Source organism: Epibacterium sp. Ofav1-8 (genome assembly GCF_022348185.1).
Taxonomy (GTDB): Bacteria; Pseudomonadota; Alphaproteobacteria; order Rhodobacterales; family Rhodobacteraceae; genus Epibacterium.
The window spans coordinates 44,889-59,704 of the sequence record NZ_JAKRFD010000010.1 but is presented as its reverse complement, the minus strand read 5'-3'; the positions used below and the strand labels follow the sequence as shown (position 1 = coordinate 59,704).

Below are 14,816 nucleotides of genomic sequence, written 5' to 3'. Positions count from 1 at the left end.
CACCGGGCGCCCGTTTTCCATCACGCAGGCAGGTGTTGAGATGCAAGATCCCGCAGCCCCGGGGACATGGGGCCTCGTCGCGACGCTCAAGGCAGAGGCACGCGCGATCCTGAACTTTGCCGCCTGGCACCTTGAACAGGGGGCCCATCGGCTATTTCTCTACCTGGATGCGCCCTGCCCCGCGGCCCTGCCGCATCTCAAGGCGCATCCGCGTATCCGGGTGATCGAGACCACCGAGGCCCATTGGCAAAAACGCCGGGGCCGGGTGCCACAGAAACATCAGGTCCGTCAGAGCCTTAACGCCACCCGCGCCTATCGCCGTCAGGCCCGCGACCTGGATTGGCTGATCCACATCGACGTGGATGAATTCCTCTGGTCGGACACGCCAATCTCGGCGCACCTGGCAAACCTCGCGCCCGGCACGCTCTGCGCCCGCGTGCGCCCCTTGGAACTGCTGGCCGGCAGTGCGGATCACTACAAGGCACGCCTCCCTGCCGGTAAGGACGCCGAGGCGACGGGCACCCGTCTCTATCCCCGGTTCGGCAGCTACCTGAGGGGCGGGTTCATCAGTCACGTGCAGGGCAAGCTGTTCGTGCGCACCGGCCTCGACGATGTCGATCTGCGCATCCACAACGTCTTTGTCGGCGGGGCGGAGAATCCCGCCCAGACGGAGCTGGACGCGGTCGACCTGTGCCACCGGCATGCGACCGACTGGGATCATTGGCTGCACCACTACCGCTACCGCCTGCAAAAAGGTTCCTACCGATCAGATCTGCGCCCGGCGAAACCGCGCGCGGCCGGCGGTGTCACGCTGCACGAGGTGCTGTCCGCGCTCGAGGCCGAACAGGGCGAATCTGGGCTGCGCGCCTTTTTTGACGAGGTCTGCGCCGATGGTCCCGAATTGCGCCGGCGGCTTCAGGCGGAGGGCCTGTTGCGCACCCGCCCGCTGGACCCAACGCAGGCGCGGCAGAAACATTTCCCCGACTTCCGCTGAACTGTTCCCAAAATACTGCAAATGCCCAGAACCTCCGGCGAATTCTCGGCGGAAATTCGCGATCATTTGACCATATCACGCAATTTTGCTATGTGCCGCCTCAACCGGGGACTCCTGTCTGTTCAGGCGTCCGACTGATACCGGCATAGAGACACACGCGCGGGCCAGGTCAGTGTCCGCAAAAACGGACGCATATGACAAAATTCACCGATCTGAACCTTAATCCGAAGGTCCTCAAAGCCATTGAGGAAGCAGGATATGAAAGCCCGACCCCGATCCAGGCAGGCGCGATTCCCGCCGCCCTGGAAGGACGCGATGTCCTCGGGATCGCTCAGACCGGCACCGGCAAGACTGCCTCTTTCACCCTGCCGATGATCACCCGCCTTGCCCGTGGCCGCGCCCGGGCGCGCATGCCGCGCTCGCTGGTGCTCTGCCCGACGCGCGAATTGGCCGCACAGGTGGCGGAAAACTTCGACACCTACGCCAAACACGTCAAACTGACGAAGGCCCTGCTGATCGGCGGCGTCTCCTTCAAGGAACAGGATGCAGCCATCGACCGTGGCGTTGACGTGCTGATCGCCACACCGGGCCGCCTGCTGGACCATTTCGAGCGCGGCAAGCTGCTCTTGACCGGCATCGAGATCATGGTGGTGGATGAGGCCGACCGGATGCTTGATATGGGCTTTATTCCCGATATCGAACGCATCTTCTCGCTGACGCCCTTCACCCGCCAGACGCTGTTCTTCTCCGCCACTATGGCACCGGAGATCGAGCGCATCACCAATACGTTCCTCTCCGGCCCCGAACGGGTGGAGATCGCGCGGCAAGCGACCACCTCCGAGACGATCGAACAGGCGGTGGTGATGTTCAAAGCCTCCCGCAAGGATCGCGAAGGCAGCGAGAAACGCCGCGTTCTGCGCGAGCTGATCAATCAAGAAGGCGAGGCGGTCAAAAACGCCATCATCTTCTGCAACCGCAAAACCGACGTGGATATCGTCGCCAAATCGCTGAAGAAATACGGCTATGACGCGGCGCCGATCCATGGCGATCTGGATCAGAGCCAGCGCACAAAAACACTGGACGGGTTCCGCGATGGCGCGCTGAAGATCCTCGTGGCCTCTGACGTGGCCGCACGCGGTCTGGATGTTCCGTCGGTGAGCCATGTGTTCAACTTCGACGTGCCCGGCCATGCCGAGGACTACGTGCACCGCATCGGCCGCACCGGGCGAGCGGGTCGCGACGGCAAGGCGATCACCATCTGCACCCCGCGCGACGAGAAGGCGCTGGATGCGGTCGAAGGTCTGGTGCAGAAGCAGATCAACCGGCTGGACAACCCGGTCAAACCGGCGCCGCGCAAAGCCGCCGCCAAGGACGCAGCGGATGCGCCCGAGACCACCGACAAGCCCAAACCCAGCCGTCGCAGCCGCAGCCGTGGTGGCAACAGCGAGGCCGCTGCGGAGGCCCAGACCGCCGCACCGACGCCTGCACCCGCCCCCGAACAGGCGGCTGAACAGCCGACCACCAAGGCAGCAAACAAATCCGACCGTGCAGACAAGCAGGACAGCCAGAAATCCGGCAAGTCCCGTGGGCGCGGCCGCAAGGATGATCGCCGCGACGACAAGGTCGTGGGCATGGGCGACCATATGCCCAGCTTCATCGCGCTGAGTTTCGACGAGCGCCGCGCCAGCTGACCCTTGATCGGATCGCTTTATCGGAAAACCGCCCTGCCCCAGGCATGGGCGGTTTTTTGTGGCCACACGCGCCCCCAATTGGTGCTGCATTGCAGCAGCGGCATAGCGGGATTGCCGAGCTATGCGATGTCATCAGGCCCGACATCCTCTACATCGGCGGTATCAACACGATACCCCCAAGGTGATGTTATGGACTTGATGACAACCGCACCGCTTCTGAGCGACGACCTGAAAGAAATCGAACTGCGGGCCCGCAAGATGCGCGCCGAAGCCTTCCGCAGCATGTTGCTGGCCATCGGTGCCGGTCTTCAGCGCGTGATCAAGGCCCCGGCCCTGCTGCTGAGCCGCCCGCGCCACGCCTGATCAGGGCTGCGGCCCTGTGCCGACCGGCGCGCTTGCGAAAAACGCCCGGACCAGAGCGGTCCGGGCGTTTTCCGTTTCAGAGGCCTGTGCCTCCTTCATCTTTTGATAAATACCTCGGGGGTGAAGTGACCCGAAGGGACACGAGGGGGCAGCGCCCCCTCCTCCGCGATCAGCGCATACGGCTGACGACAACCGTCACTTCGGGCTTTTTGCCGATCTCGGACTGGGCAGTCTGACGCGCGATGCGCTTCAGTTCCTGTTCCAGCTTATCGTCATCCTTCAGCGTTTTCTTGCCCGCGCGCATCAGGAACTGATTCAGATCCTCTTCCATGACCTCGGCCAATGCGGCGTTGGATTGACCGGTCTCGGCAAGGCCCTTGAGGTCCACCCAGGGTTCGCCCAGCGGTTCGTCCTCTTCGTCGAGGATGGCCGTGACCACCACATGACCGTTAAGCGCCATACGGATGCGGTCGCGCACGATGCCATCCATGGCGCCGATCTTGACCGAACCGTCCAGATAGGTACGGCCGGTGTCGATATAGTCGGCCACCTTGGGCGTATCGCCCGTGAGGTCCATCATCATGCCGTTGACGGCAATGGCGGAGGCGATGCCCTTGTCCTCGCCGAGGCGCGCGTGCTGGCGCAGGTGGCGGTGTTCGCCGTGCATCGGGATCAGGATCTTGGGCTTCACGATGTCATGCATCTGCTCAAGGTCGGGGCGGTTGGCGTGACCAGACACGTGATAGAGACCGGAGCTGTCATCCACCACATCAACGCCCTTCTCGGAGAACTGGTTGATGATCCAGATCACACCTTTTTCATTGCCGGGAATGGTCTTGGAGGAGAACAGGAACAGATCGCCCTCCTTGAGCTCCATGCCGCGATACTTGCCACGGGCCAGCTGTGCGGAGGCGGCGCGGCGTTCGCCCTGCGATCCGGTGGTGATCAGCATCAGGTTTTCGCGGGGAATATCAGCCGCTTCCTCGGGTTGCACCACTTTGGGAAAATCGCTCAGCACCCCGGTTTCGATCGAGGCTTCGATCATCCGGCGCATGGCACGGCCCAAGAGCACAATGGAGCGCCCTGCCCGTTCGCCCGCCTGCGCCAGTGTTTTGACGCGCGCGACGTTGGAGGCAAAGGTGGTCGCCGCCACCATGCCGGAGGCCTCAGAGATGAGTTTGGTGATGTTGTCACCCAGATCGCTCTCGGAGCGGCCCGCATGCGGTGAGAACACATTGGTGGAATCGCACACCAGCGCCTGCACGCCACCCTTGGAAATCTCGGCCCAGAGGTCGGGATCAAAGGCCTCGCCCACGATGGGGTTGGCGTCCAGTTTGAAATCACCAGTATGGATCACCCGGCCTGCGGGGCTGTCGATCACCAGACCACCCGATTCCGGGATCGAGTGCGAGATCGGCACCGCACCGATGGTGAAGGGGCCGAGCTTGGTCACTTCGGGCCAGGGCGAGATCGTCACCACGGCGTCGGGGTCATGGCCCTGCTCTTCCATCTTGCGACGGGCGATATTGGCGGTAAAGGCGCGCGCATAGACCGGCACATTGAGGCGGCTATAAAGATGCGCCACCGCGCCGATGTGGTCCTCATGGGCGTGGGTGATGAAAATCCCCTCCAACTGATCGGCGCGCTCCGCCAGCCAGCTGATGTCGGGCATAATCAGATCCACGCCGGGTGTGGTGTCCATGTCGGGAAAGGCCACGCCCAGATCCACCAGAATCAGGCGTTCCTTGCCCGGCGCGCCATAGCCATAGACGTAGGCGTTCATGCCGATTTCACCTGCCCCGCCGAGGGGCAAATAGATTAAACGTTCACTGCTCATGCGTGAGTACCGATATCCTTATTATGTTCGTGGATGCGCCGTAGACCTTGCATGGTCAGGTCATCCTCGTATGCGTCAAATAGATCTGCTGTCTGCTGGAAGAGCGGCGCCAGCCCGCCGGTTGATATGACTGTCATCGGCACGCCGGATTCGGCCTTGATGCGATCGCAGATCTCGCGCACGAGGCCGACATAGCCCCAGAACACGCCGGATTGCATACAGGCGACCGTGTTGGTGCCGATGACATTTTGTGGTTTCGAGATGTCGACATGGGGCAGCGCGGCGGCAGCATGGTGCAGCGCCTCAAGGCTGAGGTTCACCCCCGGCGCGATGACGCCGCCCACATAGGCGCCGTCCACGGCCACCACGTCGAATGTGGTTGCGGTTCCGAAATCAACGACGATCAGATCGCCGCCGTATTTGTGATAGCCGGCGACCGTATTGACCAGACGGTCGGGGCCGACGGTGGTGCCTTCGTCGACGCGCACATCCACCGGGAGCGCGCATTCGGGTTTGCCCACTACCAGCGGGCGGGTCTTGAAATAGCGGTCAGACAGCACGCGCAGGTTGAAAACCACGCGCGGCACAGTCGACGAAATGATGACATCGGTGATCTGTGCCTTGATGCCTTGCAGATTCATCAGGGTGGAGAGCCAGACGTAATACTGATCCGCGGTGCGCTGCCATTCGGTCGAGGTGCGCCAATGGCCGATCATCTGATCGCCGTCCCAGAGTGCAAAGACAGTGTTGGTGTTACCGCAATCAACCGCGAGAAGCATGTGCCCCGCCTCCGTCAGAAAAAGATATCCGCGGCGGGGATGGTGACTTTCCCCTTTGCGGTCTTGAGAACGAGGTTGCCCGCGTCGTCGATGGTTTCAAAGGTGCCCGAGGTTTCCTCGCGCGCGGTGCGGGCGGTGATCACCTCACCCAGCTTGGCCGCGCGTGACAGCCACAACTCGCGGATGGGCGCAAAGCCGTAGGTGGTGAACTGGTCCTCATGGCGGGCAAATGCAAGGGCAAGGGCCGACAGAAACGTCTCCGGGTCAACGCGCACGCCGGTTTCCGACTGGAGCGACACCGGCCAGACCGCACCGGGCTCCAGCCATTCCTTCATCGGGGTTTCGGCCAAATTGACGCCAATCCCGATAGACAGATGATCGACACCGGATTTGACGCCCGCGCTTTCAAGGAGGATGCCTGCAAGCTTGCCACCATTCAGCAGCACATCATTGGGCCATTTGAGCGCCAGACCGCTGGTGCGGCCGGTGACGGTCTCTACCGCGTCATAAAGCGCAAGCGCGGCGACAAAGCTGCGCAGGGCGATCTGGTCGGGCGTTCCCTCGGGGCGATAGACCAGCGTGCCGGCAAAGTTGCCCTTGGGATCGGTCCACGCGCGTCCGCGTCGTCCGCGGCCTTTGGTCTGGCGCAGGGCGAGTATCCACTCCGGCCCGGGAAGGTCGGGCGCAAGGCGGGCGGCCTCGTCCAATGTGCTGTCGACTTCTGCCAGCACACGGCGCCCGTATCCGATCGGCCAATCTGTCATGCGCGCCCCTTTAGCACCCGGTGTGACAAAAGGCAAAAGGCCCGGTCGCGCCGGACCGGGCCTTTTGTGAAATTTTTGCCTGCAATCATCAGTTGACCAGCATGGCCGCTGCAGAGGCCGCGGCCCCCTCGACGCCAAAGGTGGTGACAACCCCGACCAGCATCAGCCCGGCCCCAACCGTAAAGAAGGCCAGCAGCACCGGCGAGCGGGAGGTTTCCACGTCATCGCCCTCAGAGCCGAAGTACATGAAGAACACGATGCGCAGGTAGTAGTAGGCCCCGATGACCGAGGCGATCACACCGGCAATGGCGAGCCATGCCATGTCCGCCTCGACCGCGGCGCGCAGCACGAAGAACTTGCCAAAGAAGCCCAGCATCGGCGGCACGCCCGCAAGCGAGAACAACAGCACCAACATGCCAAGCGCGCGGCCCGGCTCACGTTTGGCGTATTGGTTCAGCGCGGCGATGTCGGTGACGGGTTTGCCGTCACGGTGCAGCATCATGATGAAGGCAAAGGTGCCGATATTCATCGCCACATAGATCGACATGTAGATCAGCAGCGCCTGCACACCCAGCGCGGTGCCTGCTGCCAGACCGATCAGCGCATAGCCCATATGGGCAATCGACGAATAGGCCATCAGGCGTTTGAGGTCGGTCTGGCCAATGGCCGCAACCGCGCCGAGGAACATCGACAGCACCGACAGGAGCGCGATGACCTGGCTCCAGTCCTCGATCGCGTAGCCAAAGGCATCATGCAACACGCGGGCAAAGAGACCCATCGCGGCCACTTTGGGTGCGGAGGCAAAGAAGGCGGTGACCGGGGTCGGCGCGCCCTCGTAGACGTCCGGCGTCCACATGTGGAACGGCACCGCAGAGACCTTGAACGCCATGCCGGAGATCAGGAAGACGATCCCGAACAACAGGCCGATGGAGACCTCACCATGCTGGGCAACCTCGATGATGCCTGCAAATTTGGTGGTGCCCGCAAAGCCGTAGACCAGCGACGCGCCATAGAGCAGCAGACCGGAGGAGAGCGCGCCAAGCACGAAATACTTGAGGCCCGCCTCGGTGGATTTGACGCTGTCGCGGCGCAGGGCGGCCACCACATAGAGCGCCAGCGATTGCAGTTCCAGCCCCATATAAAGCGCCATCAGATCACCTGCGGAGACCATCACCATCATGCCGATGGCCGAAAGCGCGATCAGAATCGGGTATTCAAACCGCAGCATGCCGCGTTTGGACATATAGTCCTGCCCCATCACCATCACGGCGGCGGCGGAGAACAGGATCGCAACCTTGGCAAAGCGCGCGAAGGCGTCGTTGACGATCATGCCGCCAAAGGCCTCGGTCGAGCCGGAGCCGGAGGTTCCGATCCAGATGCCCAGCACCACCATCAGCGCGGCGGTCACCCACACGAGCATCGGCGCCAGCTTGTCCTTGACGGTGTAGACAGCCCCGAGCAGCGCCGCCATCGCAAAGACGGCGAGGATGATCTCGGGCAGGATCACGGAGAGATCAGCTTGCATCTCATCAGCTCCTTAGTGGGAATTGGTGGCGGCGACATCGACCTCGGCGGCATCCCAGAGGGGCCCCGCGTCGGCAACGGCCGTGTTGACGGATTGCACCAGCGCTTCGGTCGAGGGACCGATCACATCAGTGACGACGGACGGGTAGACACCAAGCAGCAGCGTCATCGCGATGAGCGGCGCAAAGATCCATTTTTCGCGGGCGTTCATGTCCTGAATGGCCTTGAGGCTTTCCTTGATCAGATCGCCAAAGACCACCCGACGATAGAGCCAGAGCGCATAGCAGGCCGAGAAAATCACGCCGGTGGTGGCGACAAAGGCAACCCAGGTGTTCTCCTGGAAGGTGCCGACCAGCGTCAGGAACTCCCCGATGAAACCAGAGGTGCCCGGCAGGCCGACGTTGCCCATGGTGAAGAACATGAACACCAGCGCATAGGCGGGCATGCGGATCACGAGACCGCCATAAGCGTCGATGTCGCGAGTATGCATGCGGTCATAGATCACCCCCACACAAAGGAAGAGGGCCGCAGAGATGAAGCCGTGGCTGAGCATCTGGAAGATCGCCCCGTCCACACCCTGCTGGTTCGCCGCAAAGATGCCCATGGTCACAAACCCCATGTGGGCGACCGAGGAATAGGCGATCAGCTTTTTCATGTCGTCCTGCACCATCGCCACCAGCGAGGTGTAGACAATCGCGATCGCCGACATCCACAGGACCACATCGGTCATCACCTCCGCCCCGATCGGGAACATGGGCAAGGAGAACCGCAGGAAGCCGTAGCCGCCCATCTTCAAGAGGATCGCCGCCAGCACCACGGAGCCCGCCGTCGGGGCCTGAACGTGTGCGTCCGGCAGCCATGTGTGCACCGGCCACATCGGCATCTTAACCGCAAAGGAGGCAAAGAAGGCGAGGAACAGCAGCGTCTGCATGCCGCCCACCACGTGAACGCCCAGCACGTCAAAGCCCGCATATGAGAACTCATGCGCCAGCAGCCGGACCATATCAGTGGTGCCCGCATCGAAATACATCGCCACCATCGCCACCAGCATCAGCACCGAGCCAAAGAAGGTGTAGAGGAAGAACTTGAACGAGGCGTAGATCCGGTCCTTGCCGCCCCAGATGCCGATGATCAGGAACATCGGGATGAGGCCGGCTTCGAAGAAGAGGTAGAAGAGCACCATGTCCAGCGCCATGAACACGCCGAGCATCAGCGTCTCCAGCACCAGGAAGGCGATCATGTATTCCTTGACCCGGGTGGTGACGGACCAGCTGGCCAGGATGGTCAGCGGCATCACAAAGGTCGTCAGCAGCACAAACAGCACCGAGATGCCATCAACACCCATCTTGTACTTCAGGCCAAAGATCCAGGCGCGCTCCTCGACGAACTGAAAGCCGGGATTGGCCGGGTCAAAGCCCGCATAGATGAACAGGCTCACCACAAAGGTGATCGTGGTGGCAAAGAGCGCCAGGATCTTTGCGTTGCGTCGTGCGGCTTCGTCGTCACCGCGCATCAGCAGCGCCATGAACGCTGCCGCCAGCGCAGGGATGAAGGTTACGATGGAAAGGAGATTGTGATCCATCAGTGCGATCCTCCGCCGATCGACATCCAGGTGACAAGGGCTGCGATCCCCAGCACCATCCAGAAGGCGTAAGTGAAGATGTAACCGGACTGGGCCCGGCCAGCGAGACGGGTGAAGAAGGGCACGATGCCCATCGCCACACCGTTGAGGAACCCGTCAATGGTCTTGCCGTCGCCCTTCTTCCAGAAGAAGCGGCCAAGCGCCAGCGCCGGTTTGACAAAGACCACGTTATAAAGCTCGTCAAAGTACCACTTGTTCTTGAGGAACAGGTAGAGCGGACGCTGCTGCTGCGCGAGGCGTTTGGGCAGCTCCGGGTTCACGATGTAGAACAGGACCGCCAGACCAAGGCCCAGGAGCATGGCAATGAAGGGGGAGACCTTCACCCATTTGGGCGCGGCATGGGCGTCATCCAGAACATGGTTGTCCGGTGCCATATACAGCGCGCCCTCACCCGGCTTGCCGACAAAGGCATAGTGATGTTCGCCCTCGGCGCCATGGGTGGTATCCGTCCCGTGATCCGCCGAACCGTGGTCCTCTTCTGCGGCATGCGAGTCACTTGCATGATCGTCGCCGTGGGAGGCGGCATCGCCGTGCGCAGCTGCCTCGGCCACCGGGATGCCGTAGAATTTGCCCACCTTGTCGGCGTGACCAAAGAAGGAGTTGTACCAGAGCATACCGGCAAACACCGCCCCCAACGCCAACACGCCCAGCGGGATCAGCATGACCATCGGGCTTTCATGCGCGTGGTCATGGGTGTGCTTGTCGCCACGCGGTTTGCCGTAGAAGGTCAGGAAGATCAGGCGCCAGCTGTAGAAGGAGGTCATCGCCGCCGCGATCACCAGCATCCAGAAGCCATACATGGACCCGCCCGCATAGGCGCTCTCGATGATGGCGTCCTTGGACAGGAAGCCTGCAAACCCGATGTGGGTGAGCGGAATGCCAACGCCAGTGATGGCCAGCGTGCCGATCATCATCGCCCAGAAGGTATAGGGGATCTTTTTGCGCAGGCCGCCGTAGTTCATCATGTCCTGTTCGTGGTGCATCGCGTGAATGACGGAGCCCGCGCCCAAGAACAGCATCGCCTTGAAGAACGCGTGGGTGAACAGGTGGAACATCGCCGCCGAATACATGCCGACGCCTGCGGCCACGAACATGTAGCCCAGCTGCGAGCAGGTCGAATAGGCGATCACGCGCTTGATGTCGGTCTGAACCAGACCCACGGTCGCGGCAAAGAATGCGGTTGTGGCACCGAGAACGGTGATAAAGGTGGTCGCCTCGGGCGCAACCTCCATCAAGGGCGACATGCGGCACACAAGGAACACACCCGCCGTCACCATGGTTGCGGCGTGAATGAGTGCCGACACCGGGGTCGGGCCTTCCATCGCGTCCGGCAGCCATGTGTGCAGGATCAGCTGCGCCGATTTCCCCATCGCACCGACAAACAGCAGGAAGGCAATCAGGTTGGCCGCGTTCCAGTCAGTCCAGAGGAACGACACGGTGGTTTCCGCCAGATCCGGCGTCTCGGCAAAGATGGTGCCGAGGTTGATGCTGTCCGTCAGGAAGAACAGCGCAAAGATCCCCAGCGAAAAGCCAAAGTCGCCGACACGGTTGACAATAAAGGCCTTCATCGCCGCCGCCCCGGCAGAGGGCTTGCGGTAGTAAAACCCAATCAGAAGGTAGGAGGCAACACCCACGCCTTCCCAGCCGAAGAACATCTGCACGAGGTTGTCGGATGTGACCAGCATCAGCATGGCGAAGGTGAAGAACGACAGATAGGCAAAGAAGCGTGGCTTGTAGCTCTCGCCCTCTTTGTACTGCGGGTCGTGATCCATGTAGCCAAAGGAATAGAGATGCACGAGCGCCGACACGGTGGAGATCACGATCAGCATGATCGCGGTCAACCGGTCCAGTCGGATCGACCAGGAGGTCGACAGGCTGCCGCTCTCGATCCAGCGGAAAATCTCGATGATGCGGGTTTCGCCGTCAAAGGTCAGGAAGGTCACCCACGACAACAGCGCCGTGAGGAACAACAGGCCGGTGGCGGTCCACATGGCGGCTTTTTCGCCGATGATCTTATGGCCAAAGCCGCAGATCACCGCCCCCACGAGCGGGGCAAAGAGGAGAATGGTTTCCATCTGGATTAGCCCTTCATCACGTTGATGTCTTCGACAGCGATGGTGCCGCGGTTCCGGAAGAAGCAGACGAGGATCGCAAGGCCAATCGCGGCCTCAGCGGCGGCGACGGTCAGCACGAACAGCGTGAACACCTGCCCCACCAGATCGCCAAGGAACGACGAGAAGGCGACGAGGTTGATGTTCACGGCCAGCAGCATGAGTTCGATGCTCATCAAGAGGATGATCACGTTCTTGCGGTTCAGGAAGAGCCCGAAAATGCCGATAACGAACAGCGTCGCCGCGACGGTGAGATAATGTTCAAGTCCGATCATTGATCAAAGCCCCTGCCCCGGTTTGATGTCCTTGAGCTCCATTGCCTTGGCCGGGTCGCGATACATCTGGGCGAGCACGTCCTGACGCTTCACATCCTGGCGGTGGCGCAGGGTCAGAACGATGGCACCGATCATGGCCACCAGAAGGATCAGACCCGCAAGCTGGAACAGAAGGAAATATTGGTCGTAGATAATGAGGCCAAGCGCCTCGGTGTTGTGCCGATCAATAGGGATCGGCTGGCTCAGGTTCTGCGCCACGTCATGGGCACTCTCCCAAGAGCCATAGGCGATCACGAACTGCATCAGGATCACCAGCCCGATCAGCAGCGCCAGCGGCATGTAGCGGGCCATTTCGGCCTTGAGCTCGGCAAAGTCGACGTCGAGCATCATCACCACAAAGAGGAACAGCACCGCAACCGCGCCCACGTAGACGATCACCAGCAACATGGCGACAAATTCCGCCCCCAGCAGCACAAACAGCCCGGCCGAGGAAATAAACGCCAGGATCAGCCACAGCACCGAATGCACTGGCTGACGGCTGATCACAGTGAACAGCCCGCCGGTGATGGCGCTGATGGCGAAGAGGTAAAAGGCAAACACGCTCATGTCTCATCGTCCCCTTTGTCGTCCATGACCTCCTGCGCCAAATCCATTGCGCGGGTCATGGCCGGAATGCCGGCAAAGACCGACATCTGTCCGATCGTTTCAACGATCTCTTGTTTCTTCGCGCCCGCCGCAAGAGCGTGGCGCACGGTCTGACGCACGGCCGTATCGGCCTGCGCGCCCTGCATGGTCAACCCCGCCAGCGTCAGCAGCAGGCGGGTTTTGGCATCAAGCCCGTCCTTGTTGACGGTGTTGCCGAACATCATCTCCATGACCTCTTTGGGCATGGTCGGCCAGAGCGCCTCAAACCCCTTGGGAGAGAAACTCTCAAGCGCAGGATTGAGGGCCTTCGCCATCTCCTGCGCCTGGGCCATCATGGCCTCGAAAGGGTTTTTCGGCGTCTCACTCATCTGTACGGCGCGTCCAGCTCAAGGTTGCGGGCAATCTCGGCTTCCCAGCGCTCGCCATTGGCCAGCAGCTTGTCCTTGTCGTAGAACAACTCCTCGCGGGTCTCGGTGGCGAATTCAAAATTCGGCCCCTCGACAATGGCGTCCACCGGGCAGGCTTCCTGACAGAAACCGCAGTAGATGCATTTGGTCATATCGATGTCGTAGCGCGTGGTGCGGCGGCTGCCGTCCTCGCGCGGTTCGGCATCAATGGTGATGGCCTGCGCCGGGCAGATCGCCTCGCAGAGTTTGCAGGCGATGCAGCGTTCCTCGCCATTGGGATAACGGCGCAGCGCGTGCTCGCCGCGAAAACGCGGGCTGAGCGGGCCTTTTTCATGCGGGTAGTTCAGGGTCGCCTTGGGGGCAAAGAAATACTTCAGCCCCAGTTTGAACCCCTGCCACACGTCTTGCAGCAGGAAGTATTTGGCGGCGCGGGTGTAATCGATTTGGGTCATGCGTCCAAAGCTCCACGATCGTTCTCGAAAGTGCGCCAATCGCACAATTTAGACGGTACGCCCAACGCATTTAGTTTGGCCCCGTCCCAGTACCGGTAGGAATGGCCGCAATTGATACAATCCACCGCCGTTTCTGGGGAAGGGTACCACTGCGTTACAGTTCTCTTGCCACTACCTTCAGTGTTCTCATCAGAGATCTGAACTATCCAAAATCCGTGCAGACCATCGCCTGAACGACGGATTTCCAAACCGATATGCTCATTAGTGAACTTGTAGACCGTGTTCATATCAGCCTCCTGTGCTCCAGCGGGCGAACGCCCCCCAGAACCAATCGAAACGTGCGGCAAAGGCCACGAAGACCACCCAGATCAGGCTGAACGGCAAGAAGACTTTCCAGCCCAGACGCATCAGCTGGTCGTAGCGGTAACGTGGGGTGATGGCCTTGACCATGGCGAAGAGGAAGAAGAAGAACGCCATCTTTGCGATCATCCACAGCGGGCTGTCCGGCAGGAACGGCACCGGCGACAGCCAGCCACCGAAGAACAGCAGCGAGGTGAGCGCGCACATCAGGAAGATGGCGATATATTCCCCGGCCATGAACAACAGGAACGGCGTCGAGGAGTATTCCACCTGATAGCCTGCCACCAGCTCCGATTCCGCCTCGGGCAAGTCAAACGGTGGGCGGTTGGTTTCCGCAAGGCAGGAGATGAAGAACAGGAACACCATCGGGAAATGCGGCAGCCAGTACCAGTTGAACAGGCCTGCATTGCCGTCCTGTGCCCGCACGATGTCGCCAAAGTTCATGCTGCCTGTCGACAGGATCACACCAATGATGATGAGGCCAATGGAGACCTCATAGGAGATCATCTGTGCCGCAGAGCGCAAGGAGCCAAGGAACGGGTATTTGGAGTTCGACGCCCAGCCGCCCATGATGACGCCGTAGACCTCAAGCGAGGAGACCGCGAACACATAAAGGATGGCGACATTGATGTCCGAGAGCACCCATGTGTCGTTGAACGGGATCACCGCCCAGGCGATCATCGCCAACACAAAGGAGGTGAGCGGCGCCATGATAAACACGGTCCGGTCAGAGCCAGCCGGGATGACCACCTCCTTGACCACGTATTTCAGCGCATCCGCGACGGTCTGCAACAGGCCATAGACGCCCACCACATTGGGACCGCGCCGCATCTGGACAGCCGCCCAGATTTTGCGGTCGCCGTAGACAAGGAACAGAAGCGAGATCATCACAAAGGCGACAACCGCCAGGGTCTGCGCCAGGATGATGACAGCAATGCCGCCTGGGGTGTTAAAGAATTCAGCCATGGGTCC

At 61.2% G+C, this 14,816-nt stretch carries 15 protein-coding genes; 3 read left to right on the top strand and 12 right to left on the bottom strand.

Translation table 11 applies throughout. The features are described 5' to 3' along the window. Positions 1 to 40 precede the first annotated feature (40 nt). The 3 genes from MHM97_RS16040 (at position 41) to MHM97_RS16030 (ending at position 3,048) form a co-directional block, all read left to right on the top strand. Entirely contained in the window at positions 41 to 994 is a 954-nt protein-coding gene (locus MHM97_RS16040; RefSeq protein ID WP_239323368.1) for a glycosyltransferase family 2 protein, read from the top strand. A 194-nt stretch (positions 995 to 1,188) separates the two neighbouring features. Next, positions 1,189 to 2,685, top strand: a complete 1,497-nt coding sequence (locus MHM97_RS16035) for a DEAD/DEAH box helicase (protein ID WP_239323367.1) — start codon at positions 1,189 to 1,191, stop codon at positions 2,683 to 2,685. A gap of 189 nt (positions 2,686 to 2,874) precedes the next feature. Beyond that, entirely contained in the window at positions 2,875 to 3,048 is a 174-nt protein-coding gene (locus tag MHM97_RS16030) for an RSP_7527 family protein (RefSeq protein WP_239323366.1), read from the top strand. A 169-nt stretch (positions 3,049 to 3,217) separates the two neighbouring features. On the opposite strand, the gene MHM97_RS16025 is transcribed toward MHM97_RS16030, so the two are convergent. The 12 genes from MHM97_RS16025 to nuoH form a co-directional block, all read right to left on the bottom strand. Continuing rightward, positions 3,218 to 4,885, bottom strand: coding sequence for a ribonuclease J (locus MHM97_RS16025; RefSeq protein ID WP_239323365.1), 1,668 nt, complete (start codon positions 4,883 to 4,885; stop codon positions 3,218 to 3,220). Further along, positions 4,882 to 5,664 (bottom strand): type III pantothenate kinase, encoded by a 783-nt coding sequence (locus MHM97_RS16020; protein ID WP_239323364.1) that lies wholly within the window; start codon positions 5,662 to 5,664, stop codon positions 4,882 to 4,884. The genes MHM97_RS16025 and MHM97_RS16020 overlap by 4 nt, the downstream gene beginning before the upstream one ends. Positions 5,665 to 5,678: 14 nt before the next feature. Next, a complete protein-coding gene (locus MHM97_RS16015) occupies positions 5,679 to 6,428 on the bottom strand; it encodes a biotin--[acetyl-CoA-carboxylase] ligase (RefSeq protein ID WP_239323363.1) in 750 nt (249 codons plus the stop codon). An 88-nt stretch (positions 6,429 to 6,516) separates the two neighbouring features. Beyond that, complete coding sequence (gene nuoN, locus MHM97_RS16010) at positions 6,517 to 7,953, bottom strand: NADH-quinone oxidoreductase subunit NuoN (protein ID WP_239323362.1); 1,437 nt, start codon at positions 7,951 to 7,953, stop codon at positions 6,517 to 6,519. Positions 7,954 to 7,965: 12 nt separating this feature from the next. Continuing rightward, positions 7,966 to 9,534, bottom strand: coding sequence for an NADH-quinone oxidoreductase subunit M (locus MHM97_RS16005; RefSeq protein WP_239323361.1), 1,569 nt, complete (start codon positions 9,532 to 9,534; stop codon positions 7,966 to 7,968). Next, positions 9,534 to 11,669 carry an NADH-quinone oxidoreductase subunit L gene (gene nuoL, locus MHM97_RS16000; RefSeq protein ID WP_239323360.1) on the bottom strand — a complete coding sequence of 712 codons (2,136 nt, stop codon included), beginning with the start codon at positions 11,667 to 11,669 and terminating at the stop codon, positions 9,534 to 9,536. The genes MHM97_RS16005 and nuoL overlap by 1 nt, the downstream gene beginning before the upstream one ends. Positions 11,670 to 11,674: 5 nt before the next feature. Beyond that, positions 11,675 to 11,980 carry an NADH-quinone oxidoreductase subunit NuoK gene (nuoK, locus tag MHM97_RS15995; protein ID WP_005624625.1) on the bottom strand — a complete coding sequence of 102 codons (306 nt, stop codon included), beginning with the start codon at positions 11,978 to 11,980 and terminating at the stop codon, positions 11,675 to 11,677. A gap of 3 nt (positions 11,981 to 11,983) precedes the next feature. Further along, positions 11,984 to 12,586, bottom strand: a complete 603-nt coding sequence (locus tag MHM97_RS15990; RefSeq protein ID WP_239323359.1) for an NADH-quinone oxidoreductase subunit J — start codon at positions 12,584 to 12,586, stop codon at positions 11,984 to 11,986. Beyond that, the gene (locus tag MHM97_RS15985) at positions 12,583 to 12,993 is read right to left on the bottom strand and encodes a carboxymuconolactone decarboxylase family protein (protein ID WP_005624621.1); all 411 of its coding nucleotides are present in this window, start codon (positions 12,991 to 12,993) and stop codon (positions 12,583 to 12,585) included. Before MHM97_RS15985 ends, MHM97_RS15990 begins: the two co-directional genes overlap by 4 nt. After that, positions 12,990 to 13,484 (bottom strand): NADH-quinone oxidoreductase subunit NuoI, encoded by a 495-nt coding sequence (gene nuoI / locus MHM97_RS15980; RefSeq protein WP_005624618.1) that lies wholly within the window; start codon positions 13,482 to 13,484, stop codon positions 12,990 to 12,992. Before nuoI ends, MHM97_RS15985 begins: the two co-directional genes overlap by 4 nt. Next, on the bottom strand, positions 13,481 to 13,771 hold the full coding sequence (locus MHM97_RS15975; protein WP_239323358.1) for a hypothetical protein: 291 nt from the start codon (positions 13,769 to 13,771) through the stop codon (positions 13,481 to 13,483). Before MHM97_RS15975 ends, nuoI begins: the two co-directional genes overlap by 4 nt. Before the next feature lies 1 nt (position 13,772). Further along, on the bottom strand, positions 13,773 to 14,810 hold the full coding sequence (gene nuoH / locus MHM97_RS15970) for an NADH-quinone oxidoreductase subunit NuoH (RefSeq protein ID WP_009178756.1): 1,038 nt from the start codon (positions 14,808 to 14,810) through the stop codon (positions 13,773 to 13,775). Between the last annotated feature and the right edge of the window lie 6 nt (positions 14,811 to 14,816).